The following is a 25804-nucleotide window of genomic DNA, read 5'->3' on the forward strand; positions in this document are numbered from 1 at the left end:
CCTCTCCCACACCACCGTACATGCGGTTTTCCGCATACGGCGGTTGAATCCAGCAACCTAAGTTACTGCAAGATCCGAGGGCGCAAATAACCCATAACGTCTTAAAGTGGAATTGCTTAATACTCTGTGCAAAGCATGACTTTTTGCTATCCGCCATGCACCGCGTGAACTGCCCGCGATTTTCTGCACTCTAGGCGTTGCACCTAGGCGGCGTAAAGCATTCAGTCTGCCTTTCTTTTTATGCCAGCGTAACCAGAAACATTTTCGCATGTGGCGGCGTGTCCAGCCTTGCAACCTTTTGATATTCCAAAGATTTTCAGCCAGTTTAAAATAATTCCACCAGCCAATGCTGTATTGTCTCCATTGCTTCACCAGTTGTTTACTGGTTCGACTTTGCTGTGCATCCCAAAGTTGGCGCACTTTTCCTTTGTATCTTTCGATACTCTTAGGTGAGATTTCTATTTCGGCGTTTTCGTTAATCCGAAAGCCTAAATATTGTCCGTTCCAAGGTCGTCCTGTTCCACTTTTATCTTGATTGACACTGAGTTTTAGGTGCTTTTCTATCCATTGAGTGAGACTTTCCAAGACGCGTTTCGCGCTTCTTTCGCTACCGACATAAATACTCACATCGTCCGCATAACGGCAAAAACTCAACCCGCGCGTTTCCAGTTCTTTGTCCAGTGGGTCTAAATAAATATTCGCTAACAGAGGACTAAGCGGACTGCCTTGCGGCACGCCCTTGCTTCGTCGCTCTACATTGCCATTCAGCATGATGCCTGTTTTCAGGTATTTTCTAATAATAGCCAAAACTTCTGGCTCATCAACTTTCTGACTCATTTGATGCAGTAAAATATCGTGATTTACTTCATCGAAAAATTTGCTAATGTCTATATCGATCACCCAAGTTTTACCTTGTTTGACAAAGGCTTGCGCTTGTTTCACCGCATCATGCGTACTCCGAAACGGTCGATAACCGTAACTTGAGTCACTAAAACCGCTATCAAAAATCGTGGTTAATTCTTGCTGTATCGCTTGCTGAATCACACGGTCTTGCACCGTAGGAATCCCCAACAGCCGTTCGCCCCCATTTGGTTTTGGAATCATCACGCCCAAAACAGGACTTGGAACATACGTTCCCTCGATTAACTTTTCTTCGATTTGCGTTCCATATTGCTCCCAATGCTGCACAGTCTCAAGAATGCTCTTCCTGTCAATTCCTGCCGCGCCTTTATTGCGTTTAACCGCCTCAAAAGCGATGCCAAAACTTAACCAATTGAACATTCTCGCCATCAAACACTTGTTCGTCATTTTCTTTCTCCTTTTTCACCGATTATCTTCGCTTGCACCCCATGGAATTTATTTCTCAAAGAATCCACTTTGATACTGAATTTCCCACCAGTTAGGTAGTTTATTGCACGCAACAACGCCTGCCTGTTTCAAAGTACTGCTCGCTTCCGATTCGCCTCGTTTGGATTAATGAACTAGATTCTTCAGCCCTTCGCTCCACCGCCATTACAGCGGCTTCGACACTACTATGGCATCTGCTGACTTCTTCGATATTCTCATATCAAAGACCTCCCTAGGTAATTGCTAAAACTTTCCGCCCGCGCCGCCAAGCTTTACTTGATGTGTCTTTCGGTAACAGTTGGATTTTGTGTTTAACAGCACACTTATCGCCCACACCCTGCCTCACTGCTTGTTCGTGTTCCTACGGTCGTGCATTTGCTACGCGCTGCTTTCAGGCTGACCTCACGGTTTCCCCCTTGCGTTTCGCTACGGTTGTCGTTACATTCCCCGACTACCTCTTTACAGGTAGCAAGTTTTAGCCCATGCTAGGCACACTGTCTTTTGCAAAAAGACGCAAAAGCCATGCCCCTTTTATCCGCCGCTTATTTTGGCGTTAGCCTAAAGAAAAAAAGTCATAGGTATGAAAATGAACACATGGAAATTCACGATTAAACCAGCAAGTGAAAAAGGGTTTAATGCTTTTGATTTTTGTAAAGATAATTCATACATAGGGTTAGGTTGGTCAGGGGCGTATGAGAAAGAAACGCCTTCAGATGCTGAAAATGCAAAAAATCTTGTTAAAATCAGGTATGGGAAAGTTCCGTATCAAATAAAGCACCTGCTTAAATCCGTTAAAGAGAATGACCACCTGTGGGTACATAAAAATGGAAAATATTACTTGTGTATTGCTGGTGAAGAAAGTAAATATGGAAAAGAAATATCAGATGATTTTTTAAAGTATGATTTAGGTCATGTGAGGAAAGTAAAGTGGATTGAAGTCCCCGAGTTATTTGTGTCTGGGGCAATTCAAAGAGGAACAATTGCTCAAAGAATGATTCAGAGAATTAAAATTTCTGAAAAAGAGAAAAAGTACTCTTTATTGTTAGAAAAAGAACTATCTAAAAATAAAGAGTGGAAGCCTAACATAAATGATAAAGAGTTACAGAAAAACATAGAAAAAATTGATATTTATGAGCTATTTTCCATGATGTCTCCCGATGATATGGAGGATATTGTGTCATTTTACTTACAGTCTCAAAAATGGTTTTTAACAAAGTCAACTTGTTTTAGAAGTAAGCCCGTTTTTGAATTTTCAATGCTTAATAGTAAAAATGAAGTTTGTTATGTACAAGTAAAATCAGGAAAAAAACCGAATAAATTATGTCCTAGTGATTATAAAAAACATGTAACCAATAACTCTTTTATTTATCTTTTTTCAACTAATAAAGAGGCTTATAGTGGGAAAAGTGTGGAAAAAGTGATACCTATTAAGCATGAAGAATTAATTGGATGGTTATTAAAAAATATTTGGGCGCTTACGTTACCATTGAAAACTCGCCTTTGGTTGCTTACGAATAAATAAAAGGCTAACAATAAAATCCAGCGGACAGTCTAAAGCGTCGTTTTTTTGTGTAAGTCGCAAGCTCCATTTTACACAAAAAACCGCCACTTTAGCCTGTCGCTGAGCATGGCGTTATGTTTTAAAAGCAAAATAAGGAGATAAAAATGCCCACCATGACTACATGCATCATGAATGGAAACACAATAGATATACGTGAAGCACTAACATTAAGAGATCAAGCAGATAACAGGGGTGCAGATAGAGAAGATTATTTCTGCATTGAATGCAATCAACCAGTGCGTGCTCACAATGACGGTGGTTCTACAGGTGCACATTTTGAGCATCTTGAACGAAATCCAGCTTGTACTCTAAGTCATAGATAGAGTGCAAAGTAAAAATATAACAAGTCATTTAACGTTGACCGGTTTTACACGCCGCGCCGCTATCGCTCTGCTCTGTGTAAAACCGTCAAGTTAATTCAAACGTTATGTGTTAAAGAAGTAACCAACGATAACCTTCTCCCTAAACCTTCTATCTCTTAGTTAAAATAGTGATTACTTTTTGAACTTCGTTAGCTTAAAATGGACAGTTATGCACGGAATTATAGGTAAAAATAGATATGCGAATGGGAATTTATGAATTATAAAGAGCAGTTAATCGAACTCTATAATGAAGCAAATATAGGAAAGTCGTATCTTTCAAGTTTAAGTGATAGCACTCAAGCTAATATTAGAAAGATTTCTGAAAAATGCTTCACTCAAAAAGGTGTTTATACGGTATTAATAACTTTATCTATCTATAAAATATTACATCCAGAGCAAGATATACGAAACCATCAAACTCAAATCAAAAATGGTTTTTCTGGTAGGACAATTGATACACAATTTATAACACCAACATTAAAAGAATTAAAACTACCATCAATGGCTGAAAGTGGGTGGCTTACACGTTCTTTAGAACAACCATACCCATATACATTAGACTTGTTCTTCTAAATAAAATATATTAAAATCAATTGCTTATATATACTTGATAACATTCACAATCAGTTGATACAGCCTAATAAATAAACTTTAAATTAAATTATTAAAAATAATAAATAAGCTTTATAATAAATTTCTATAAAAAATAAAAATCAAAGTATAACATGAAAATAAAAGAAATTTTACCAAGAATTTATGATGATAGACAGTTAAGAGCTTTAACAGGATTAAAAACAGAACATTTTATTTTACTATTATCTCTATTTGAAAAGACCCTTATTGAAGATCAAAAAGAAAAACATGAAAATAAAGAAAGAAAATACGGTAGTGGTTTAGATAGCACATTAAAAAAACCCGCAGACAAATTATTATTTATATTAAATTATATGAAGTGCTATTCTACTTTCGATCACTTAGGGTTTTCTTTTAATATGAATAAATCATGCGCCCATACTCATGTATACAAATTATTTCCAATTTTAATAAAGACGTTAGATATATTTAATGTTTTACCTGCAACAAGTTTTTCAACCCCTGAAGAAATGCAGCAGGCTTTTGGCGGAGTTCAAACATTGATAATAGATGCTACAGAGCGTGCTGTACAACGCCCTAGTGACTATGAAGAACAAAATGAATTTTACAGTGGTAAAAAAACAGCATACAATTAAAAATACCACTATAGCTTCTTTAGGTCATTTAATTTTATATATTGGGGTTAGTTTTCCGTGTAAAAATCATGATTATGGAATGTTTAAAAAGAATTTAATCCAGAATTAAATTGGTTTAGTAATTTTAATATATTTATTGATTTAGGTTATTTGGGGTTTAATAATGAATATAAAACTAATTCGGTAAATATTCCTCATAAAAAACCAAATAAATCTAAGCATAATCCAAACCCAACATTAACAGAAAATCAAAAAAAAGAAAACAAAGAGATGAGTCGTGAAAGAGTCATTGTTGAGCATGTAATCGGTGGAATGAAAAGATATAGATGCCTAGTTGACAAGTTTAGAAATAAAAAAGAAGGTGTAAAAGATTTATTTTCTTTTTTAGCGGCTATCCTATGGAATTTTAACATGATATATTAACTTCTTCTTAAAGAACAAGTCTATTAAATTACAATGGAAAAGTAAGTAATAAGGTAGTAAAAAAAGCTTTTTTAGAAATAATAAATGATATAGAAAATAATAATATAAACCCTAGATATATAATGGTAGAGCTATTACGACAGGTTATTAAAGCTCAAGAAAAAAATAAAATAATTATTACCCCTCTGAAAAATCCTGAAAGATTAACTATCTTAAAAATAATTGAATCTCTTGATACACAGTTTTCATATCATTATGAAGACTTTGGAGGTTCTAAATTGCCAGTAATTGCATTTTATGCCATTTATCAAATAATTATAAATGAAGTTTCAAGATACAGTGACTGCGAATTAAAAGACCTAGGTAGTCATACCGCATCAGACAGAACATCAAAAAGCTCAGGCGATATAGAGTTGTTTAAGAATTCAGTTTTATTCGAGTCCATTGAAATAAAACTAGATAAAGAAATTGATGCAAATATATTGCGAATTGCAGAAGAGAAAATAATAAGATATAACCCTCAAAGATATTACATATTGTCATATTTCCCAGCTAAAAAAAGTGAAATTAACCAAATTAATGAAGTTATAGAGCGAGTAAAAGAAAAACATGGATGCCAAATCGTAATTAATGGGGTTTTACCTACTTTAAAATACTACTTAAGATTGGTATCTGATTTAAATCTATTTATTACGTTATACTCCTCTTTAATTCAGGATGACTCTGAATTGAAAGCTTGCCATAAAGAAAAATGGAATGAATTAATGTTGAGGTTAGAACATGCCTTATAAATTTATAGATTTATTTTCAGGTATAGGTGGCTTTAGGCAAGGCTTTGAAAAACAAGGCTTTGAATGTGTGTTTTCTTCGGAAATGGATACTCATGCTCAAGATATGTATTGTAAAAATTTTGGTGAAAAACCATTTGGAGATATTACACAAATAAAAGAGTCTGAAATTCCTAAATTTGATATTTTATTGGCTGGTTTTCCTTGTCAGCCATTTAGTATTGCAGGTGATAAAAAGGGGTTTAATGACACACGGGGAACATTATTTTTTGATATTTCTAGGGTTATTAAATACCATAGCCCTAAAGTAGTTGTTTTAGAAAATGTGAAGCATTTTAAAAATCATGATAAGGGTAGAACTTTAAAAACAGTTTTAAAAATATTAAAAGATATGGGCTACTCAACTAATTGGGAGCTTTTGAACGCTAAAGATTTTGGTGTCCCTCAAAATAGGGAAAGAACTATTATTGTGGGAGCTAAAAATGGTATTGAATTTGATTTTTCTAAATTAAAAACATCACCATCACCTAAAATTTCTGATATTTTAGAATCAAGTCGAGATGACTTTGAATACCTTGATGAATCTGAATATACATTAATAAAAACGCCTAAAAAACAATTGTCTGGTCTTATATTTTCTGGCTATAGAAACAAAAAAATAAGGAAAAATGGTGTTAGGGAAAACACGGAGCATTTATCAAGGGTCCATAAACAGCCGAATAGAATTTATTCTTCTGAAGGAACTCACCCAACACTCTCTTCACAAGAGCCTACAGGGCGATATTTTATATATCATAATGGCAAAGTTAGAAAATTAACTTTACTTGAATGCTATCGCTTAATGGGGTTTCCAGATGATTTCAAAAAAATTGGAACTACATCGAAACAGTATAACAGGGTCGGTAATTCAATTGTTGTACCTATGGTTATTGAAATAGCAAAAGAAGTTAATAATCAATTATTTAACAAGTCATTCGAGTTAAATTATCAGCCTAACCCTGAACAAATGAGTTTGTTTGAGCCTGCAGGTGAATATGAAATTAAAACACATAACAAAAAAATCCAGCGGACATATATGGTTCGTCCCGTATTGCAAGTAAAGTTTTTTCGTGACATAAAAAAATAGTGCAGCCATATATCCGGCTTTTAAATGAGGCGCTGAAAGCCCTCTAGCCCTGATGGAATCCGCGCATTTTCTCCTCATCAGCTAAACGACCTCGAAGGTCTCCGTCCGCTACAGGTTGCTGGAAATGCAGGTGTTACCTTTTATGCCATCACTTAAACTTTATCTACGCAATTCGTTGTAAACTGATCGTTTGTTCTGTTGCTCGTCTTTAAAAAGTGGATTCGATTTTTCCTAACTAAAATCCTAAGTACTCTTGATGCAGTAATCTTCTTGCTTGCTCAATACCGCCCATGCGATACGCGCGTTTTTGTTGGCGATGGCAACTGTGGAAATATTTTCGCCGCGTCGTTCCTTTAAACTGACAATCCATTTATTACGCTTGTCTTCGTATTTATGCGCTACCCGTAACATCGAGCGTCCACCGTGAATCAGCAAGGTGCGCAGATAAGTGTCGCCGCGTTTGCTAATCCCTAATAATGTCGGCTTGCCGCCTGTGGAATGTTGCCTCGGCACCAGCCCTAGCCATGCCGCGAGTTCGCGTCCATTTTTAAACACATTGATGTCGCCAATCGCAGCGATTAAAGCCGTGGCAGTTAACAGTCCGACACCGGGAATAGTGAGTAATCGTTGGCAGTTTTCATTCTGAGCGCAGACCTGTTTTAACTTGATTTCGATCGAATCAATCCGCTCATTGAGGTGCTTCATTTCATCGTAAAGCTCTTGCAATAATTCTCGAAATATCGGTGAAAGTTGGTTTTCTGCATCCTCTAGCAACTCAGGAATAATCTTACTGACCGAGTGAATGCCTTGCGCAATGATGATGCCATATTCCATCAGCAAGCCGCGAATTTGATTCGCTTGCGCAGTGCGTCGCCCAATCAACTGGCTACGAATGCGATGCATACATTGAATATCCTGCTGCTCAACACTTTTACTGGGGACAAAGCGCATCGACTTCCGTTGCACAGCTTCGCAAATTCCTTCCGCATCCAAGGCATCGCTTTTGTTTGATTTCACATACGGCTTCACAAATTGTGGAGCCATAATTTTGACCGTATGCCCAAATTGAGAGAAAATGCGCTTCCAATAATTCGCGCCGCCGCAGGCTTCAATGCCAATTAAACACGGCGGCAGATTAGCGATAAAGGCACTCAGCTTGTTGCGTGTGAGTTTCTTTTTCAGACACACGTTATCGTCTTCATCCACGCCATGTAGCTGAAAACTATTCTTCGCCAAATCAATCCCTAAGACGGCGATATTTTTGTTTGAATTAACTTTGCTCATGACTATGACCTCACACTTGTGCTGAAAATGAATAACGGTTATTATCATCCCTTTTAGGGCGGTTGTAAAAGTGGGACGAACCATTCCATTAGTTAAAAGCGGCGTTTCGCTTCGCTACACTCTGCTTTTAACTGCCGCTGATGCGGGTGTTAAGTTTCAAAATAACATTCAACAATTTCACTAATTAAGGAAAATCGTAATGAATAAGTATCTCTGGCTTTCCATACCTGAAAGTGATTTAAAAAATAAATACGATAGTTTAAAAGATGAAGTTATCAATGATACTGGCCTTAAAGGTTTATTAAACATAGAAACAAAAGATAATCTTTTGAAAGTAGTTAAGGCATTTCAAAAAATACTAAAATATCAGTCTGATGAGGAATTTTTTAAATCAGAGAAAGATAAGTTTGCTTTCCTAATATTAAAACATCAAGGAAATATTTTTGATGAAGAGTTAGGTATTAAAAAGAAACATTACGTAGATAAAAATGCTGCGAAGGAATGGAAAATAAAATTTCAAAGAATGTTTCACCCAGATAAAAATATTGGGGATAGTTCGCTTGATTATGATGAGGTAATGCAGAAAATAAATAAAATTTATAACAGAATGGTTGGTAAAGCATGACAGATAATTTACCATCGGTTATCTACCATCAATTAGATGATTTAATTGATAGACCAGAGCTTGGTTATATCAATACTTCGGACAGTTTTAAAAGTAGAGGAAATCTTCAATTCATAGGAAAATGTAGTTTCTAAAGCAACAATTTCCTGAAAAGAAGATTTCCATGCAACTAATAGAAACGATTTTAGAAAAAATGTCTAGTGGTTCTAAACCACAAAAAAATTTTATCTAGCCTATTAAGTAATTTGATAAACTTTAGAGGTAAGGCTAACTATACAAATCTCAGCCGTTACAATGAGTTATCAGAAAAAACCTATCGTCGATGGTTTAATAAAAAGTTAGATTTTCTTAAATTTAATCAGGTAGGTAATAATGAAATTCTTTCAACGTCGGGACAAAAAATAGCGGCTTTAGAGTGTAGCTTTGTTAACAAAAGTGGTGAAAAAACTTACGGTTTAGCTAAGTTTTGGGATTCTAAACAAAAGTTTACCCATGGCGTGATTGCTAAAGGTTACCATCAAATTGGAAAATTACGTTGTGATGCTAATTTACGTTTACTCTACGAAGGTGTGCAAAAAGAAAAAGGTCGCCACAAATGTTATGACGGTAAGTGGATTGTGGGTGAGACGAGAAAATTAGAATTAGCAGGTAAACAGGGTGGTGTTAAGGTTTATACAGCAATCGTTAATTCTGTCTCATTGAAATGTAATATTCGCATCGCTTATTTAGTTAAAACAACGTCACAAGGTACACGTTATGCCTTGTTGTTCTCAACAGATACAGAGATAGATGCAATGACACTTTATAATTATTACAAGGCACGGTTTCAGATTGAATTTCTATTTCGTGATGCTAAACAATTTACAGGACTTTGTGATTGCCAAGCACGCTCTGAACCTGCTTTACACAGCCATTTTAAGGCACGTTTTACTGCGCTAAATTTGATCAAATGGCATGACCGACTTTTAAGTCCTAAACGAAAACCAATTTCAATCGGTAGCTGGAAGACTAGATTTTTCAATGAGTTATCGATTGAACGTATTTTATTAAACTCTGGGGTAGACCTGAGTTTAATAAAATGCTCTTCTCAATACGAGGAGCTTTGTAGCTTCGGGGTTATCTCGCATTAAAACTGTCCGAAGTGTTGGACTATTGCACTTTACAAATAAAATAATCTCACTTTCTTCTTTAAAATAATATGACTTCAATTCCCCCTCATCCCTTTTCAGAATTTATTAAAATCCTTGGTAAAGGTAAACGTGGCTCACGTCCTTTAACACAAGATGAAGCCTATCGAGCGATGAAAATGATCGTGAATCGTGACCTTGAACCCGAACAACTCGGCGCATTTTTAATGTTAATGCGTGTTAAAGAAGAAACCCCCGAAGAACTCGCAGGTTTTGTACAGGCCGCACGGGAATCCTTGACGCGTCCTAAACAGCAACAAACTATTGATTTAGATTGGTCCTCGTATGCAGGGAAACGCCGTCATTTACCGTGGTTTATTTTATCTATATTGCTTTTAGCTGAAAATAATATCACCATTTTTATGCATGGCGCAGGCGGACATACCGAAGGACGCGTTTATACGGAAGATGTTTTAAAGACATTAGGCCTCCCGATAGCGACTTCATTTGAACAAGCCAATCAACAGCTATTGAGTCAAAATTTTAGTTACCTCCCTTTACGTCATTTTTGCCCTGCTTTATACGAAATTATTGAATTACGCTCATTAATGGGATTACGCTCACCTGTCCATACCTTAGTGCGATTACTTAACCCGCTTAATGCCCGTCATACTTTGCAAGGGATTTTTCATCCGAGCTATCGAGATGTTCATCAACACGCGGCCTTGTTATTAGGTCAACAAAATATGGCGGTCTTAAAGGGCGAAGGCGGGGAAACTGAACGCAATCCTGATGTCGAATGTTTAGTAAAAAGTGTCACAGAAGGTGTATTAACCGAAGAACAGTGGCCCCCCTTATTTTCTCGTCGTCATCCGAAAGCCGATACCTTAGATCCTGTCGAATTAATTAATGTTTGGCAAGGTAATGAAGAAAATGAATTTGCTCAAGCAACGATTATTAGTACGGCGGCCATTGCTTTAAAAACTTTAGGGAAGGCAACGAATCAACAACACGCATCCGATTTAGCGTCGCAGTATTGGTTATCGCGCCATAAACAAAGATTTACTTAAAAAAACATTTATAATGGGTTATTTTATTCTAGGGATCATTTTATGAAATCGACCCAATTACTTGTATTTTCCCTTTCAATTTTATTTTTTATTATTATAGGATATATTGTGCTTAATAAACTTAACGCGTCTACCCCCGATGAAAACAAAACAGCCGGCATTGCTTTTTTAGCTGAAAATGCGAAAAAAGAGGGGATTATTACCACAGAGAGTGGTTTGCAATATGAGATTTTAACCGAAGGAACAGGCGGATCCCCTGCGGCATCGAATCAAGTCACCGTCCATTATTTAGGAACAACGCTGGATGGGAATGAATTTGATAGCTCTTACGGACGAGGATCCCCTGCAACCTTTCCTTTAAATCGTGTGATTGCAGGATGGACAGAGGGATTACAATTAATGAAAGAAGGGGCTAAATACCGTTTCTTTATTCCCTCTGACTTAGCTTACGGTGAACGCGGTGCGGGGGCAAATATCCCTGCAAATGCGGCTTTAATTTTTGAAGTTGAATTAATTAAAGTTAATTAAAGTTAATTGAAAACTAAGTTGATGAGCTGTCTATTAACGATGGCTCTTTCTTTTTCTAAAAAATCATTAACTCTTTCTATTTATGCGTTACCTATCCCCGTTTAGAGTACAACAAGCCTGTTATCAATTAGAAACAGGTAAGCTCCTTGCGTATCCAACCGAGGCGGTTTATGGATTAGGCTGTGATCCGTTGAATGAGCGGGCGGTTATGCATTTATTAGCCTTAAAACAACGTTCTGTTAATCAAGGTTTAATTCTAATCGCCGCTAATTTTGAGCAGTTGACCCCTTTTTTGGATTATGACGAAAAAATAGTAGCTCGAATGCAAGCGCGTTCTTCCGATGTGGTTACATGGGTTATTCCTGCTCAATCGTGGGTTCCTCATTGGCTAACAGGAAATCATCCTTCACTTGCCGTAAGAATAACCACACACCCGTTATCTAAGGCTTTATGTGAACATTTTTGTGGGCCGATTGTTTCAACCAGTGCGAATCATCACCATCAACGCCCCGCTTATACGGCCTTGCAAGTACGCGGTTATTTTTCAACCTCACCCAACCTGAAAATTTTAAGGGGGGAAACAGGGGGTCATAAAAAACCATCTAAAATTTATGATGCGGTCACGGGAAATCGTTTACGGTAATCTAAAAACATCGCTTTATTATTTATTAGCAATGACAATAATTCGTCTAGGCGCGGGTAATCCTTCACAGGTTAAGTCTGTATTGTTAACATCCAAAAACTGCGCTAATGAATAAAAGGTCATCCACTCGGTACTCCGTTGTTCTTGAGTCGAGGTTTGATTACTATCAACGACTCGAATATTTTTAAAGCCACAACGCTGCATCCAACTCACTAAGGTTTCACTGCTGGGTAAAAACCAGACATTACGCATTTTTGCATAACGTCCTTCAGGAAGTAAGGTTTCCCCTAAAGCCCCTTCAATAATAAGCGTTTCTAAAATTAATTCACCGCCTTCACGTAACGTATCTTTTAGCTCCAGTAAATGGTTAATCGGTGAGCGTCGATGATAAAGTACGCCCATTGAAAATACGCTATCAAATAAGTTTATCCCCGCAGGAATCGCTTCTAAGGTAATCGGGAGTACATGAATAGGAGCCTCACCCCTTAATTTTTTTATTAACTGAAACTGCATAATATTAATCAGTGTGGGATCAATGCCAATTACCCTTTTTGCCCCCGCCCCCAGCATTCGCCAGCAATGGTAACCATTACCACACCCTACGTCTAAGACTAAACGATTTTTGAGTGGGCTTATATGAGGGATAAGACGCTGCCATTTCCAATCCGATCGCCATTCACTATCAATATGAATACCAAACAAATCATAAGGCCCTTTGCGCCACGGATGAAACGCCATTAAGTCTGCTTTTAACTGCTGTTGTCGCGTAGCACTTATTTCACTGGCCTCCCCCATTTTTACGACATCCCCTTGGAAATCATAATGAGACGGCGACGGTAAATCTAATGTTTCAATAATAGATTGCCATTTAGCCGAGGTACCATGCGTACTAAAATCAAAAGCCTGTGCTATTTGATTAGGTAATATTTCCAGCCATTCTTTGTTATTACTCGCATCCAACAGAGTGTAAACCGCTTGATAATCCGTCATTTTAAGGCAATCATAGAAGCAAAATTAAAATATTGAAACCAGACTTCCACACTATTAAAGCCTGCTTGCATTAAGCGTTGTTGATGTTGATTAAAGGTTTCAGGAATTAAAACCGTCTCTAACGCCATTCGTTTTTGACTGATTTCTAAGTCACTATACCCTTGCGATTTCTTGAAAACATGGTGCATATCGGTTTGTAATCGTTGTTGAGTTTCATCATCAAAAGTGAGCTTTTCAGATAAAATTAAAACCCCGTTGGGTAATAACCCTTCATAGAGTCGCTGTAAAAAAGCCAATCGGTCTTCAAGTGGAATAAATTGTAAGGTGAAATTTAACACAATGACGGAGGCATTATTTATTTCGACATCACGAATATCCGCACAGACTATATTAATATTCGTTTCGGGTTTTAAATGCGATTGAAATTGATCGACCATCGCAGGTGAATTATCAATCGCAATAATATTACAGTTTTTAGCGGTAATTTGTTGGTGCATAGCAAGACTTGCCGCGCCTAAAGAACACCCCAAATCATAGCAATGGCTGTTATCTTGAGCAAAACGGGCGGCTAATAAACCAATGGCTGAAATAATGATCTGATAACCAGGAACTGAGCGTTGTATCATGTCAGGGAAGACATTAACGACCGCTTCGTCAAATTGGAAGTTATCAATTGTTGTAAAGGGGGCAGCGTAAAGAGAATCTTTATGAGTGGACATTGACACGAATTTTAAAACTATTAAAGGGGATGTGTTTAATTAGACTCTAACTGGAGGAATGAAAAATGATTAAGAGAGGATTCAATGGACGTAAGTTAAAAAAACGAACGTTTTATGAGGAAGAATGCTGCGTAGAATGAGATTATTCCCCTCTACGCAGCTCAATTTTAAACGCTTTAAACGAACCTTAATTACTTAGCTAAGGCAGTTTGATTTCGTTTTGCTAAAGCATCAATAACTTCAGTTAACGAACCAAAACGGGTCATTTCATTTTTGAAACTGGTCCGATAGTTTGTAATTAAACTAACGCCTTCAATCATAATGTCATAGGCTTTCCATTGGCCTTTAGTCAAATGCATTCGATAATTAATCGCAATAGGCTGTATGCCAGGTTGAAGAATTTCTGTTTTTACAATGACCTTGTTAGCCCCTTCAACCATATTTAAGGGAAGGTAGCGTACAGACCAATCTTTAAATTCCACAAAGGCCCGTGAATACGTTCTAATTAAGAGTGTTTTAAACTCTTGCTCAAAAAGCTTCTTTTCATCCGTCGTGGCATTTTTCCAATGCTTTCCCAGTACTAACGCTGAAATGCTGTAAAAATCAATGTAGGGATAAATAGCCGATTCAACAAAATTAGTAATTTGTTTGAAATCCTTCGAAAACCCTTCCACAGCCATTTTTTCTTTTAACTGTGTTGAGACACTTTCAATCCCTAGTTGAGGGGTAGCCAGCTCGACCGCCAAAGTTTTAGTCAATGGAATACACGCTAATAGTATTCCAAATAGAGCTAAAGAAATAAATTTTGAGTGATAGTGATGCTTTGTTTTCATAAAATTTTCACCTTTTAGGATAACCTTATCCTTATTCAAATATCAGTAATACACGAGACCCTGATACAATAAAACCCTATAAGTTACGAAAGGGCAACTCATACGGTATCGGTAATTAGGGGTGTCCTGAGTAGATTGTTTTTAAAATAACTCATCCTCATATTATGGACAAGATGAAATATAATACCATCAATTTTCCCACTGTACGCATGAGAAGAATGCGTTATCACGATTTTTCTCGCCGTCTTATGCAGGAAGTCACACTTTCGGTTGATGATTTAATTCAGCCTTTTTTTATTATTGAAGGGCAAAATAATCGTCAACCCATTGCTTCAATGCCTAATATAGAACGATTGACGATTGATTTATTGTTAGAGGAAGCGGCAGAGCTGGTTCAATTAGGAATTCCCGCACTGGCACTTTTTCCCGTAACAGAGACGGATAAAAAATCCACTTTAGCCGAAGAAGCTTATAACCCAGAAGGTTTAGCCCAACGCGCGGTTAGAGCCTTAAAACAACGCTTTCCCGAACTAGGGGTGATTACCGATGTTGCCTTAGACCCCTTCACCACCCATGGACAAGATGGGTTGGTTAATGAGCAAGGGTATGTCATGAATGATGAGACCATTGAGGTGTTGGTCAAACAAGCCTTATCTCATGCAAAAGCTGGGGCTGATATTGTTGCCCCCTCTGATATGATGGATGGACGTATTGGCGCAATACGCACGGCATTGGAAAGCGAAAACTATATTCATACGCAAATTCTGGCGTATTCAGCTAAATATGCCTCTAGTTTTTATGGGCCTTTTCGGGATGCGGTCGGTTCTGCGAGTAATTTAGGTAAAAGTGATAAAAAAAGTTATCAAATGGATCCTGCAAATTCAGATGAAGCCTTGCGTGAAATTGCCTTAGATTTACAAGAGGGGGCTGATATGGTGATGATAAAACCAGGAATGCCTTATTTAGATGTTATCCGTCGCGTTAAAGATGAGTTTTCCGTCCCGACGTTCGCGTATCAAGTCAGTGGTGAATATGCGATGCTAAAAGCGGCCTCTATGAATGGGTGGCTGGATGAAAAGCAGGTTGTTTTAGAATCCTTATTAGCCTTTAAGCGGGCAGGCTGTGATGGTATTTTAAGTTATTATGCCAAAGAGGCCGCGCAGTGGTTAAAAAATACGTCATAATTATAAAAATGGCGCACACTTTTTAATTTATTCCCCTTTGTTTTGTGTAGTAGGACATTGAGGCTACCCATTTAAAGTGAGGTGCTTTTAGGAATAAAAATTTAAAATACCCCCGCTTTTTCGATAAAAGGCAATAAAGGGCGATAGAAATCAATAAAAAAGGCCCTACTATTTTCATCAAATAATAAAGACCTATATTGAGGCAAGATATTGAAATATAATGATTTTAAAGTATTTTTTTATCCTTTTATTTTGACTCTTTTATTCCTGACTCTAGTAGATAAAAATAGTCCTAACTATCTTCATTGTTATTTTTCTGATATTATTGATAATCAAGGGCTGCATTGTCCCAGAAGCATTGTACAAAAAGATCAGTCTTAGTGTACATTCTGGAGCGTTATGTGCTCAATTAGATTCAAGTTCTGATTTTGTAATGGTGATAGCAAATTAGAATTATATTTTTCACTAAAGTTAAAGAGAGCGTTATGAGTAAAGGCACAGTTAAGTGGTTTAGTGCAGATAAAGGTTTTGGTTTTATTACACCTGAAGACGGAAGCAAAGATTTGTTTGTTCATCATTCTGAAATTCAAGCAAATGGCGAGTATGCAACATTGAATGACGGTCAAACCGTTGAATTCGAAGTTGGTCAAGGACAAAAAGGTCCCTGTGCAAATAAAGTTGTTGTTGTTTAAACAATAGCCAATAAGTCGAGTAGCCGCCCCACCTAACGGTGGGGAAGCCCTCTAAACAGAGTACATAGAATTTTCATCGCACCCACAGCTCAAGTTTTGTATCTACTTTAAATCTCAGGGTAAAGATAAAATTTCTAAAATAGATTTGACAACATATCATAAAAGAACGAACAGTTACATACTTTGAATATCCACGACCGACAGGCTGAAACTAACGTCATTTATCAAGCAATCGCTCAAATGGAAAGTAGCGAAGCGCAGGATATTGTCAAAAAAATATTCAATCTTATTGAACGCTTAGCCAGTGATAAATTGTCTTTAGAAACTGAATTACAGCAACTTCGTGACGAGGTTAATCGCTTGAAAGGTGAGCAGGGAAAGCCTGATATCAAACCCAATAAAAATAATAAGGGTGATGATATTTCATCCGAAGACGAACGTAAAAAAGCACAAGTTGACGCGCAAAAAGAAACTAATAACGACACTGAAAATACGGACTCGGATAAGAAAAAACGCCGCCGTAAACCCAAGATCCCACGAGTTAAAATCGACCAAACGCTAAAATGCCTACTCGACAAAACTGGCTTGCCTAGCGACTTAGTATCTAAAGGCTTTTTCGTAGCTTAATTCCCATGCTTAAGTCTCAGGAAAAAAGCGAGCTTTATCGCAGCGGTATTCTCAACAGTGATACGGTCATATTGATGATACCAGTGCGCGAGTCAACGGTGACAACCACTATTGTCAGGTGGTCTGCAATGACTTGTTTACCGCTTATTTCACCCCTAAAAACAAAGACCGTTTATCGGTTCTGGACGTGCTGACCGATTATGCGCCACGCCATTATATCTACAATCAACAAGCTCAATCCTTGCTTGACGAGTTCAAGTTAGCTGATAAAGCGCGGGTAAAAGTTGATGCTCAAATACCTGTTAATACAGTGATGAATCAAGAAGACAAGCGCGTGCGCGAGACATAAGCTTCCAGACTCGAAATGAGAAAGGCACGAAAATCAAAGACAGTTTTATGAGTCTTGCTGAAACGGCTAAAAAACTAGCCGTGAGTTTTTATGATTATGTTTATGACCGAGTTAGTGGTGAATTCAAAATGCCGTCTATGGCGAATCTTATCGCTCAAAAAGCGCAAAGTTTGCAGGTCTGATATTTGTTTTACCCTGAGATTTAAAGTAGATACATTATTTTTGTTTATTAGGGCGGACTCATTTTTTATTTTCTAGCGTTAAAAATAAAAACAACCGCCCTTTAATTTAAACGTAAGACAACCTAAAATCAGAGCGACTATGAGATCAACAAGCCCTCTAAATTACATAACAGAAGACAGCTTTACACTTGTACCACAATGTGATGACGTTACTTTAAAAAGAAAACTTCCTTTCGTCCCCTTATTTGCAGTATAAATCTTTTTACCAGGTTTACAGGTAACAGAAGTTGATCCACCCTTGTTTAAATTTGCAATACCACTGCCCGTATGCACACTCATTTTACTGCCTGTATCATTGATAATTTTCAAACTTGATGCAAAACTGGTCAAAGGCATCAAGAGTAAAACTGATAAAACTATAATCTTATTTTTCATGTTAATCCGTAATTATCTAAATCTTAAAAGTATAACGTAATCAAACTATATTGTCAATTCTCACCACGTTGTTCCAATTTTTCAAAAGCATTAGCTCTAAACTCATCAGGCGAAATCTTGAATAATTCAGGTTTAGTTTTAAACCAACTTTCCATAGCTTCGTAGGGAGTTCTGACTTTCAACTCTCTTCTTAGGCTTCCGTGTCTTCGTGTAAAAAGATAATATAGCAAAAACTTATTTAAACTTTCTTTGAGTTCTCCTATATTTTGATACTCTTCTACTTTAATTGTAGCATTTTTGATAGTACCATTCACTCTCTCTACCATTCCGTTGGTTGCAGGAGTATGTGGAGCTGTTAGTCTATGGTCTATATTGTCCTCACTGCACTCCTTATCAAATTTATGATTACCACTGACTACTCCTTTTCCTCTTGCCCATTTATCTGTGAACTCTAGTCCATTGTCTGTGAGTATATGAGAGAGATAAAAAGGAAAGAACTCTTTACACTCTGCTAGAAATGATACTGCATTATCAGCTGTCTTATTTTTATATACCTTGTAGTACATAAGCCGTGTAGCCCTATCTATGGCGACAAAGAGGTAATATTTGATTCCTTCTAGCTTTGGCATATAGGTGACATCTATATGGAGATACCCAGGTTCATATTCTTTAAACTTCTTTGCTTTCGCTTTTTTCTCTTCTGGAACTTGACTGATACTTTGTGCTTTTAATGTTCTGCTAACATTACTTCTATTTGCTTTTGGTATCACTGGAACTACAGTATCCACTACATCATCTAAGCTCATCCATGTTGTTGTTCTAACAAGCTCTATAAGCCTTTTTTCCAGTGGGTTAAGGGCATAGTGTATCGTATGAGGTATTGAGCTATCATCATCTGTAAAGTCTCTACCTCTCCACTTTGTAATTGTCTTCTGGCTTACTGAGAATTTTTCTGCTAACTCACTACTCTTTAATGCTGAGTTTTGTATAATAGCTCTTGAATGCTTGTTCAACCTCGCATTCGAGTGATAGACTTGTGACATATAAATCCTTTTTTCTGAAAGATTTCGTATGGTATCAAGCTATTGCTTTATTTTCTACTAAATTTGGATAATGTGGTGAGACCAGACACTAAATAAATCTAATATCAGCAACTCCCGCCCCAGGTATTATTTTTTTATTTTAAAATGAGTACAAAATTTTATGAATAAGTTACCCTTCGGCAAGATAAACCGACTAAATTTACTAGGTAGACTATTTTATATTAATACGCAAGAAGAAATTATCAACACTTCGGACAGTTTTAATGCGAGATAACCCCGAAGCTACAAAGCTCCTCGTATTGAGAAGAGCATTTTATTAAACTCAGGTCTACCCCAGAGTTTAATAAAATACGTTCAATCGATAACTCATTGAAAAATCTAGTCTTCCAGCTACCGATTGAAATTGGTTTTCGTTTAGGACTTAAAAGTCGGTCATGCCATTTAATCAAATTTAGCGCAGTAAAACTTGCCTTAAAATGACTGTGTAAAGCAGGTTCAGAACGTGCTTGGCAATCACAAAGTCCTGTAAATTGTTTAGCATCACGAAATAGAAATTCAATCTGAAACCGTGCCTTGTAATAATTATAAAGTGTCATTGCATCTATCTCTGTATCTGTTGAAAACAACAAGGCATAACGTGTACCTTGTGACGTTGTTTTAACTAAATAAGCGATGCGAATATTACATTTCAATGAGACAGAATTAACGATTGCTGTATAAATCTTAACACCACCCTGTTTACCTGCTAATTCTAATTTTCTCGTCTCACCCACAATCCACTTACTGTCATAACATTTATGGCGACCTTTTTCTTTTTGCTCACCTTCGTAGAGTAAACGTAAATTAGCATCACAACGTAATTTTCCAATTTGATGGTAACCTTTAGCGATCACGCCATGGGTAAACTTTTGTTTAGAATCCCAAAACTTAGCTAAACCATAAGTCTTTTCACCACTTTTGTTAACAAAGCTACACTCTAAAGCCGCTATTTTTTGTCCCGACGTTGAAAGAATTTCATTATTACCTACCTGATTAAATTTAAGAAAATCTAACTTTTTATTAAACCATCGACGATAGGTTTTTTCTGATAACTCATTGTAACGGCTGAGATTTGTATAGTTAGCCTTACCTCTAAAGCTTATCAAATTACTTAATAGGCTAGATAAAATTTTTTTGTGGTTTAGAACCACTAGACATTTTTTCTAAAATCGTTTCTATTAGTTGCATGGAAATCTTCTTTTCAGGAAATTGTTGCTTTAGAAACTACATTTTCCTATGAATTGAAGATTTCCTCTACTTTTAAAACTGTCCGAAGTATTGATTTAAGTATGTTAGTAGATAAACGTACAAATGAAGCAATAAGGCATGGTGTCTATATTATATTTAATGACGAAAATAAGTGTGTATATGTTGGTAAATGTGAATCTTCTCACTTTGTAGATAGGCTTGGTTTCCATTTTGGTATGTCACCAAATTATAAATATACTTTTCTCAGTAAATTAGTTGAAAATCTTGGCTTTTCTAAAGATTTTGATGGTTATGTTGAAGCCGTATCCGTAATTGATAACTACAAATATATGATTATTAATGCTAATAACAAAGGGAACGAATTTATACGCAAGCTTGAAAAAGTATTTATAGTTATGTATCAACCAACTTTAAATAACTTACCAAAAAAAATAGTAAACAAATCTTTTTCAGGTACAGAGCTATTTCAAACAACACTGTATCGGTGAGTACAATTTATAATCGGGGTAGCCAAGGGTATTTCACCCTCAGCCCCCACAACACCCTGCGTGCGGATCCGCACAGGGCATTTCACTAACCGTAATGACACTTAGGAATGCGGATTTAATAAAACCCAAAAATTAATAAATTATATTAGTTGGTAACAAGCTTTGAATCAAGTATGCTCTATTGTTATGAAAATACAAAATTATCCAGTAAACATTGAAGCGCAAATGCGCAATTTTTATAATAGCTTATCGGAAAAAGACCGTCGCCGTTACTCGCGGTCAACAGGAATTAAAAACCGACCTATCTAATGAAAAGCAACGCATTCGCAAATCAGGAGGAGGACGTAACTTTTTACTGCCAACCCTTGATGGAATAGATGAGGTATTTTTAGACGTATTGAAAAATAACACGGCGGGATCTCCCATGGATGAAACGATAAAATGGACAAATTTATCGCGCCCTGCTATCGCGAAAAAGCTTGGGGAACAAGGCTTTCCAATGAGTGTAACGGTTGTTGATAGACTGTTGAAAAAACATAATTTTCGTCCACGGCAAGCTTTTAAAGCCGAGGCAGGAAAGTCTAATATCCCTTATCGAGACGAACAATTTAAGAATATTGAACGCCTCAAGCAGGAATATACAACACAGGGAGATCCTGTTTTGAGTATGGATGTTAAAAAAAAGAATTAATCGGTAATTTCTTTCGTGCAGGTACGCTTTACACACAAGAAATTATCCGTGTAAATGACCATGATTTTCCATCCTATGCCAAAGGTAAAGTTGTACCTCATGGGATTGTATGATATTAATCGTAACGTAGGTTATATCACTCTGGGAGTCAGTCATGATACCTCTGAGTTTGCCTGCAAATGTATTCGTCAATGGTGGTTAGAGCATGGACAGGCATTGTATGAGGGATCGACAAATTTATTGCTACTATGTGACTGCGGTGGTAGTAATAATGCACGCTATTATATTTTCAAAGAAGATTTGGAAAAATTGTCAGAGGAATTAAAGATTAATATTCGTATCGCCCATTATCCACCGTATACATCGAAATATAACCCAATAGAACATCGCTTATTTCCGCAATGGAATTATGTTGCCGTCCCTGTTGACCTTGTATCTTCGGGTTTTATTAAATCCTGAGTCCTTAATCCAGCCATCTCGTAATGAGAATAGCCCTTGTTGCTAGCTTACTTAAATCATAAATAAGCCAACAAATGATAAGTTAATAAGAATTAATAATATTATGTTTTCGTTCAACCGCTTTAGTTAAACTATAGCCTCTTTCATCAAGTATATTACCCACAAAAAATAAACGCATATCAATAATCCAAGCAACTTTTTTTACCCCATTATTTTTTATAACAATGGACGAAAGTTTACGATTGCTGTTACTAATTCTTTCGACAATAGTTTGTGGGTCAATAGGATTTTCTTTTAATGCGCTTGAGATAATACGTTGTGCGTATTCTTTTGTCATCATTCTTTGCACAAAAGGAGTCGAATTTCGTTTCGCTCTTTTTTCATCATCAAGTGCTTTGGCATTAAAATAACCGATATTATAAACAGTCTTAAAGCTTATACTCAATATAATAACCACCGCATAAACGGAGAGTGCTATCTTTAATCGCCTCCTAACACGAGGATGTTTTAACCTTTTAATAAAAATAGAGAGTTTCATACTTCCTTAATTTGTATAATAATTGCATAAATGCCTAAGACTATGAACCAATAGCTTAATTGTCAAGACCCGTATGATTATGTACGGTTTTAGTAAAAATATCGGGGGTTGTTTTTTGCCATTCCATTAATGCCTGTATTGGTGTTTGATGGTTTAAGGCACGTTGCGGAATTTGGTGGTTGTAAACTTTCAAATAGGCATATAAAGTAGCTTCAAGTTCAGCCGCACTGGTGAAGTGGGTTTGTTTATTTAGTTCGCTGATGCGTCCATTAAATCGTTCCACCATGCCGTTAGTTTGTGGGTGGCGTGGCGGAATGAGTCGATGTTCAATTGCGTGTTCGGTACAAGCCTTATCAAACGCATGATTGCCTGTAGCTTGCTTTTCCTTGCTGGTAAAGCGATCAGTAAATTGAGTACCATTATCCGTCAATATTTTATTAATGTGAACGGGGCAAGCTTCAGTTACCCGCCGTAGGAAATCAACGCTACTGACTTGGGTTTGGTCAGCATAAATACGAAAGTAAACCCAACGTGTGGCTCTATCAATGGCGACAAATAAATAACGATGATGGGCTTCGTCAGGCATTTTGGGTAAATATTTGATGTCGATATGAATAAAGCCAGGCGCGTAATTTTTAAACGCTTTTTTGGAGACTGTTTTCTCTTCACTTGGGTTCTGTTCGGCTCTTAAAGCCCTGATATTACCCACGCCATGACGGGTTAAGCAGCGTCCTAATCCAGAGCGAGAAACATCGAGGTTAATAAACTCGCGGGTAACAACTAACAAATCATCAATCGGTAACAGTAAAAAGCGGCGCAGCTCAACGACAATATCTTCCTGAGCCTCGTTCAAGGTGGTATTAAGTTTGTGTGGACGATGCGAACGATCTTCAACCTCATCGCGTCCACGCCATTTTAAAGCGGTTGCTTTGGTGATATTGTATTTTTTAGCTAACTTTGTCAGACCAAGTGTTGAGGCCTGAATTTCAGCTCGAATCTTGGGTGTTGTGCGTGCTTCAGAATGTAGTTGATAAGCCATAGGATTTGGTTAATTTTTAATAGCGTTGAGAACTTCCGACATTATGCTTTTTGCTTGGAATAAAGACCCGCTTCTTGTCGGTATATAATCACACGGTTCCTGACACTTAATGCCTAAAATGACGCATTCCTGTAAAGACCATTGCAAGATTATGTTCATTAACCGCTTGGCATCACTTCATCATCACGAATTACCCCTCCTGGCTGAATAAACACGGCTCATTTCCCAAGCAAATAATAAATCAGATAATTCATTTTCTGAAGGCCTGAGTTTACTCACAACCGTTAAATCATCTGCATTTATTTCGCCTAAACCTTTATCCTGAACTAATAATCCGCCTGAGCTAGCGGTTGTTTCGTTGTTTAGCCGCCCAAACGCCTGTCATTAGAACACGAGAGTATAGGGGGCTGTGTAAAATGTAAAGTTAAAAATCCTTTAGTCTTTAATTTAACTTTGCCCTGCCCCCTATTGCCCCTTTATTCTGGTATTTTCTTGTAACCATGTAAAGCTATCGAAAAGTATTTGGACACTTTCTTTTCGAGTGAAAATAGGTTGCCAGCCTGCAACCGTCACCGTATGAAAATAAGGATATTCTTCGTTTAAGATTTTATAGCGGCTTCGTCCCATAACGTTTAATTTAAGAGAGTGAGTGGGTACTCATCAAGCAGAGCTTGAGGGTAGGCATTCCCAAGTTGGATCTGAGGAGCGAGCAAAAACGACGTTTAATAATTACTATTTTTTATTACATAAAACAGCGACTCAGAATACAAAGCATGTTTTCTACTCCGCCCTTTAAACTAAACATTACAACAAACCTTTTTGTCTTTTTAAATCAACAGAGGTTAAAGCCAGCGCATCCACAAAATAATGCCAATCACGCTCTACCTGATCGGCATAATCAAAAGCAACTTCACGCACCGTTTCCAAGAATTCTTTATTACGACCTTTTGTCAACGCATACACGTTTTTAGCTAAAGGATGATATAAACATCGACTAGCATGTTCATGCCCTGTTGCCAATACTATTGCCCACTGCTTAGCCATTTCTATGAACTCTTTTTCAGTTTTAAGACGATCTGAGGGAAGTGTTTCTTTAAAAGGCGAGCGTTCACGCACGGAATAATACCCATCGGAAAGTTTCATCCATCCCAAAAAATCATCCGCATCATGCGATAACGCTTTATAGGCTTCTGCATGTCGTTGTGCATCATTCTCAATATTTCGATCATAATTTATTTTTTCTGCCTCATTAAAATAATAATAAGGGGTCGGTTTACCTTGATGTTTTATATCTAAAATACGGTCATCATCAACCGATTTAGTTTTATCTTCAATTAAAATATAATAACGTGAAGTTCCTAAAGAACCTGTCCCTGCGTCTAAACGTCGAGCCGCATCTTTTAAAGAAAAGAAATCATTATTGTATTTAATGCCGCCCGTTAACGTTCTTCCATAAGACACCATAGCCGCTTTTATATCACTGTATTCATCTTGAGAAACATAATCTAACTTTGATAAATTTAAATTAAATGTGTTTGCTTTTTTAGAACTCGAAAGCCATTTTTTAAGCATTTTATCGTAACTATTATTTTTTCGAGTTTCTTTTAAGAATTTTTTTAATATCCCTTTGGTATTATGCTCCGTAAAATAAATTTTATTTAAGTCTTTATCTTTAAGATCACGATAAGAGCAAAGCGTTTTTAAATACGCTTTAGTAAATGTATTAATCACATTTTCACGCTCTATTTTCGAGAGGTTTTTATTTTGTTTAAGCACCAAGACAATACTCACCGCCATGCGCCATAAGTCGTGCTGATAATCAGCAACGACCGATTCATCAAAATCATTTAAACCATAAACAAGTTCTTTTTTAGCATTAAGAAATGCTCCAAAATTTTCAACATGATTATCCCCTTGTACCCATGTTCTAGTATCTGCGTCACCAAACTTATTTAATCGCCAATCCCCTGAAAAACCTGACCAAAATAAATGAGCGGTTCCCCGAAAAAATATAAAAGGCGAATACGCCATTTTAAGATATTTATCTTTTTTATTTCTAATAAATATCTTATGATTCCAGTTATTTATTTCTTTTAAAACAACCGCTTCACGACCATATTCGCTAGAACTTGATAATATATTTTTCATAATAATAATGCCTAAAATAAGATTTG

Annotated in this window: 31 protein-coding genes; 19 read left to right on the forward strand and 12 right to left on the reverse strand. The window is 36.8% G+C overall.

Annotated elements, in window-relative coordinates; translation table 11 throughout:
- Positions 1-57: 57 nt before the first annotated feature.
- Positions 58-1308, reverse strand: a complete 1251-nt coding sequence (gene ltrA / locus Q9M50_01055) for a group II intron reverse transcriptase/maturase (protein ID MDQ7089225.1) — start codon at positions 1306-1308, stop codon at positions 58-60.
- A 625-nt stretch (positions 1309-1933) separates the two neighbouring features.
- Between ltrA and Q9M50_01060 the strand changes: the two genes are divergently transcribed.
- The 6 genes from Q9M50_01060 to Q9M50_01085 all read left to right on the forward strand — a co-directional run bounded on the left by Q9M50_01060 (position 1934) and on the right by Q9M50_01085 (position 6836).
- Positions 1934-2869, forward strand: a complete 936-nt coding sequence (locus Q9M50_01060; protein ID MDQ7089226.1) for a hypothetical protein — start codon at positions 1934-1936, stop codon at positions 2867-2869.
- A gap of 614 nt (positions 2870-3483) precedes the next feature.
- Positions 3484-3843, forward strand: coding sequence for a hypothetical protein (locus tag Q9M50_01065; protein MDQ7089227.1), 360 nt, complete (start codon positions 3484-3486; stop codon positions 3841-3843).
- A 152-nt stretch (positions 3844-3995) separates the two neighbouring features.
- Positions 3996-4499: a transposase family protein gene (locus Q9M50_01070; protein ID MDQ7089228.1), complete on the forward strand. Its 504-nt coding sequence runs from the start codon at positions 3996-3998 to the stop codon at positions 4497-4499.
- A gap of 150 nt (positions 4500-4649) precedes the next feature.
- Complete coding sequence (locus Q9M50_01075) at positions 4650-4922, forward strand: transposase family protein (protein ID MDQ7089229.1); 273 nt, start codon at positions 4650-4652, stop codon at positions 4920-4922.
- A gap of 122 nt (positions 4923-5044) precedes the next feature.
- Positions 5045-5713, forward strand: coding sequence for a hypothetical protein (locus Q9M50_01080; protein ID MDQ7089230.1), 669 nt, complete (start codon positions 5045-5047; stop codon positions 5711-5713).
- Entirely contained in the window at positions 5703-6836 is a 1134-nt protein-coding gene (locus Q9M50_01085; protein MDQ7089231.1) for a DNA cytosine methyltransferase, read from the forward strand. The genes Q9M50_01080 and Q9M50_01085 overlap by 11 nt, the downstream gene beginning before the upstream one ends.
- Before the next feature lie 243 nt (positions 6837-7079).
- Here Q9M50_01085 and Q9M50_01090 read toward each other — a convergent pair whose 3' ends face one another.
- Entirely contained in the window at positions 7080-8120 is a 1041-nt protein-coding gene (locus Q9M50_01090) for an IS110 family transposase (GenBank protein MDQ7089232.1), read from the reverse strand.
- Between the two features lie 199 nt (positions 8121-8319).
- Between Q9M50_01090 and Q9M50_01095 the strand changes: the two genes are divergently transcribed.
- The 5 genes from Q9M50_01095 (at position 8320) to Q9M50_01115 (ending at position 12113) form a co-directional block, all read left to right on the forward strand.
- Positions 8320-8745, forward strand: coding sequence for a hypothetical protein (locus Q9M50_01095; protein MDQ7089233.1), 426 nt, complete (start codon positions 8320-8322; stop codon positions 8743-8745).
- A 245-nt stretch (positions 8746-8990) separates the two neighbouring features.
- On the forward strand, positions 8991-9875 hold the full coding sequence (locus tag Q9M50_01100; GenBank protein MDQ7089234.1) for a transposase: 885 nt from the start codon (positions 8991-8993) through the stop codon (positions 9873-9875).
- Between the two features lie 68 nt (positions 9876-9943).
- Positions 9944-10942, forward strand: coding sequence for a glycosyl transferase family protein (locus tag Q9M50_01105; protein ID MDQ7089235.1), 999 nt, complete (start codon positions 9944-9946; stop codon positions 10940-10942).
- A 42-nt stretch (positions 10943-10984) separates the two neighbouring features.
- Positions 10985-11470, forward strand: a complete 486-nt coding sequence (locus Q9M50_01110) for an FKBP-type peptidyl-prolyl cis-trans isomerase (GenBank protein ID MDQ7089236.1) — start codon at positions 10985-10987, stop codon at positions 11468-11470.
- A gap of 82 nt (positions 11471-11552) precedes the next feature.
- A complete protein-coding gene (locus Q9M50_01115) occupies positions 11553-12113 on the forward strand; it encodes a Sua5/YciO/YrdC/YwlC family protein (GenBank protein MDQ7089237.1) in 561 nt (186 codons plus the stop codon).
- An 18-nt stretch (positions 12114-12131) separates the two neighbouring features.
- Here Q9M50_01115 and cmoB read toward each other — a convergent pair whose 3' ends face one another.
- From cmoB to Q9M50_01130, 3 genes are all read right to left on the reverse strand, one after another.
- Complete coding sequence (cmoB, locus tag Q9M50_01120) at positions 12132-13103, reverse strand: tRNA 5-methoxyuridine(34)/uridine 5-oxyacetic acid(34) synthase CmoB (GenBank protein MDQ7089238.1); 972 nt, start codon at positions 13101-13103, stop codon at positions 12132-12134.
- Positions 13100-13822 (reverse strand): carboxy-S-adenosyl-L-methionine synthase CmoA, encoded by a 723-nt coding sequence (gene cmoA / locus Q9M50_01125; GenBank protein MDQ7089239.1) that lies wholly within the window; start codon positions 13820-13822, stop codon positions 13100-13102. Before cmoA ends, cmoB begins: the two co-directional genes overlap by 4 nt.
- A 191-nt stretch (positions 13823-14013) precedes the next feature.
- Positions 14014-14655 carry an ABC transporter substrate-binding protein gene (locus Q9M50_01130; protein MDQ7089240.1) on the reverse strand — a complete coding sequence of 214 codons (642 nt, stop codon included), beginning with the start codon at positions 14653-14655 and terminating at the stop codon, positions 14014-14016.
- A gap of 164 nt (positions 14656-14819) precedes the next feature.
- Between Q9M50_01130 and hemB the strand changes: the two genes are divergently transcribed.
- The 5 genes from hemB to Q9M50_01155 all read left to right on the forward strand — a co-directional run bounded on the left by hemB (position 14820) and on the right by Q9M50_01155 (position 17689).
- Positions 14820-15839, forward strand: coding sequence for a porphobilinogen synthase (gene hemB / locus Q9M50_01135; protein MDQ7089241.1), 1020 nt, complete (start codon positions 14820-14822; stop codon positions 15837-15839).
- A gap of 485 nt (positions 15840-16324) precedes the next feature.
- Positions 16325-16531, forward strand: a complete 207-nt coding sequence (locus Q9M50_01140) for a cold-shock protein (GenBank protein ID MDQ7089242.1) — start codon at positions 16325-16327, stop codon at positions 16529-16531.
- A 183-nt stretch (positions 16532-16714) separates the two neighbouring features.
- A complete protein-coding gene (locus Q9M50_01145) occupies positions 16715-17158 on the forward strand; it encodes a hypothetical protein (GenBank protein MDQ7089243.1) in 444 nt (147 codons plus the stop codon).
- Positions 17159-17276: 118 nt separating this feature from the next.
- Positions 17277-17507: a hypothetical protein gene (locus tag Q9M50_01150; protein MDQ7089244.1), complete on the forward strand. Its 231-nt coding sequence runs from the start codon at positions 17277-17279 to the stop codon at positions 17505-17507.
- A 47-nt stretch (positions 17508-17554) separates the two neighbouring features.
- Entirely contained in the window at positions 17555-17689 is a 135-nt protein-coding gene (locus Q9M50_01155) for a hypothetical protein (protein ID MDQ7089245.1), read from the forward strand.
- Positions 17690-17851: 162 nt separating this feature from the next.
- Here the strand turns inward: Q9M50_01155 and Q9M50_01160 are convergent, their stop codons facing one another.
- The 3 genes from Q9M50_01160 to Q9M50_01170 form a co-directional block, all read right to left on the reverse strand.
- Positions 17852-18085, reverse strand: a complete 234-nt coding sequence (locus Q9M50_01160; protein MDQ7089246.1) for a hypothetical protein — start codon at positions 18083-18085, stop codon at positions 17852-17854.
- A 92-nt stretch (positions 18086-18177) separates the two neighbouring features.
- Positions 18178-19167: a DDE-type integrase/transposase/recombinase gene (locus Q9M50_01165; GenBank protein MDQ7089247.1), complete on the reverse strand. Its 990-nt coding sequence runs from the start codon at positions 19165-19167 to the stop codon at positions 18178-18180.
- Positions 19168-19427: 260 nt separating this feature from the next.
- Positions 19428-20312, reverse strand: a complete 885-nt coding sequence (locus tag Q9M50_01170; protein MDQ7089248.1) for a transposase — start codon at positions 20310-20312, stop codon at positions 19428-19430.
- A 183-nt stretch (positions 20313-20495) separates the two neighbouring features.
- Between Q9M50_01170 and Q9M50_01175 the strand changes: the two genes are divergently transcribed.
- The 3 genes from Q9M50_01175 to Q9M50_01185 all read left to right on the forward strand — a co-directional run bounded on the left by Q9M50_01175 (position 20496) and on the right by Q9M50_01185 (position 22053).
- The gene (locus Q9M50_01175; GenBank protein ID MDQ7089249.1) at positions 20496-20903 is read left to right on the forward strand and encodes a GIY-YIG nuclease family protein; all 408 of its coding nucleotides are present in this window, start codon (positions 20496-20498) and stop codon (positions 20901-20903) included.
- Positions 20904-21117: 214 nt separating this feature from the next.
- The gene (locus Q9M50_01180) at positions 21118-21594 is read left to right on the forward strand and encodes a hypothetical protein (GenBank protein MDQ7089250.1); all 477 of its coding nucleotides are present in this window, start codon (positions 21118-21120) and stop codon (positions 21592-21594) included.
- A gap of 60 nt (positions 21595-21654) precedes the next feature.
- Entirely contained in the window at positions 21655-22053 is a 399-nt protein-coding gene (locus Q9M50_01185; protein MDQ7089251.1) for a hypothetical protein, read from the forward strand.
- Positions 22054-22135: 82 nt separating this feature from the next.
- Here the strand turns inward: Q9M50_01185 and Q9M50_01190 are convergent, their stop codons facing one another.
- The 4 genes from Q9M50_01190 to Q9M50_01205 all read right to left on the reverse strand — a co-directional run bounded on the left by Q9M50_01190 (position 22136) and on the right by Q9M50_01205 (position 25778).
- Positions 22136-22591, reverse strand: coding sequence for a hypothetical protein (locus Q9M50_01190; GenBank protein MDQ7089252.1), 456 nt, complete (start codon positions 22589-22591; stop codon positions 22136-22138).
- 55 nt (positions 22592-22646) lie between these two features.
- A complete protein-coding gene (locus Q9M50_01195) occupies positions 22647-23630 on the reverse strand; it encodes an IS481 family transposase (protein ID MDQ7089253.1) in 984 nt (327 codons plus the stop codon).
- Positions 23631-23813: 183 nt separating this feature from the next.
- A complete protein-coding gene (locus Q9M50_01200; protein MDQ7089254.1) occupies positions 23814-23933 on the reverse strand; it encodes a hypothetical protein in 120 nt (39 codons plus the stop codon).
- Between the two features lie 501 nt (positions 23934-24434).
- Positions 24435-25778 (reverse strand): DUF2252 family protein, encoded by a 1344-nt coding sequence (locus Q9M50_01205; protein MDQ7089255.1) that lies wholly within the window; start codon positions 25776-25778, stop codon positions 24435-24437.
- Positions 25779-25804 lie beyond the last annotated feature (26 nt).

This window comes from Methylococcales bacterium (genome assembly GCA_030949405.1).
Classification (GTDB): domain Bacteria; phylum Pseudomonadota; class Gammaproteobacteria; order Methylococcales; family Methylomonadaceae; genus WTBX01.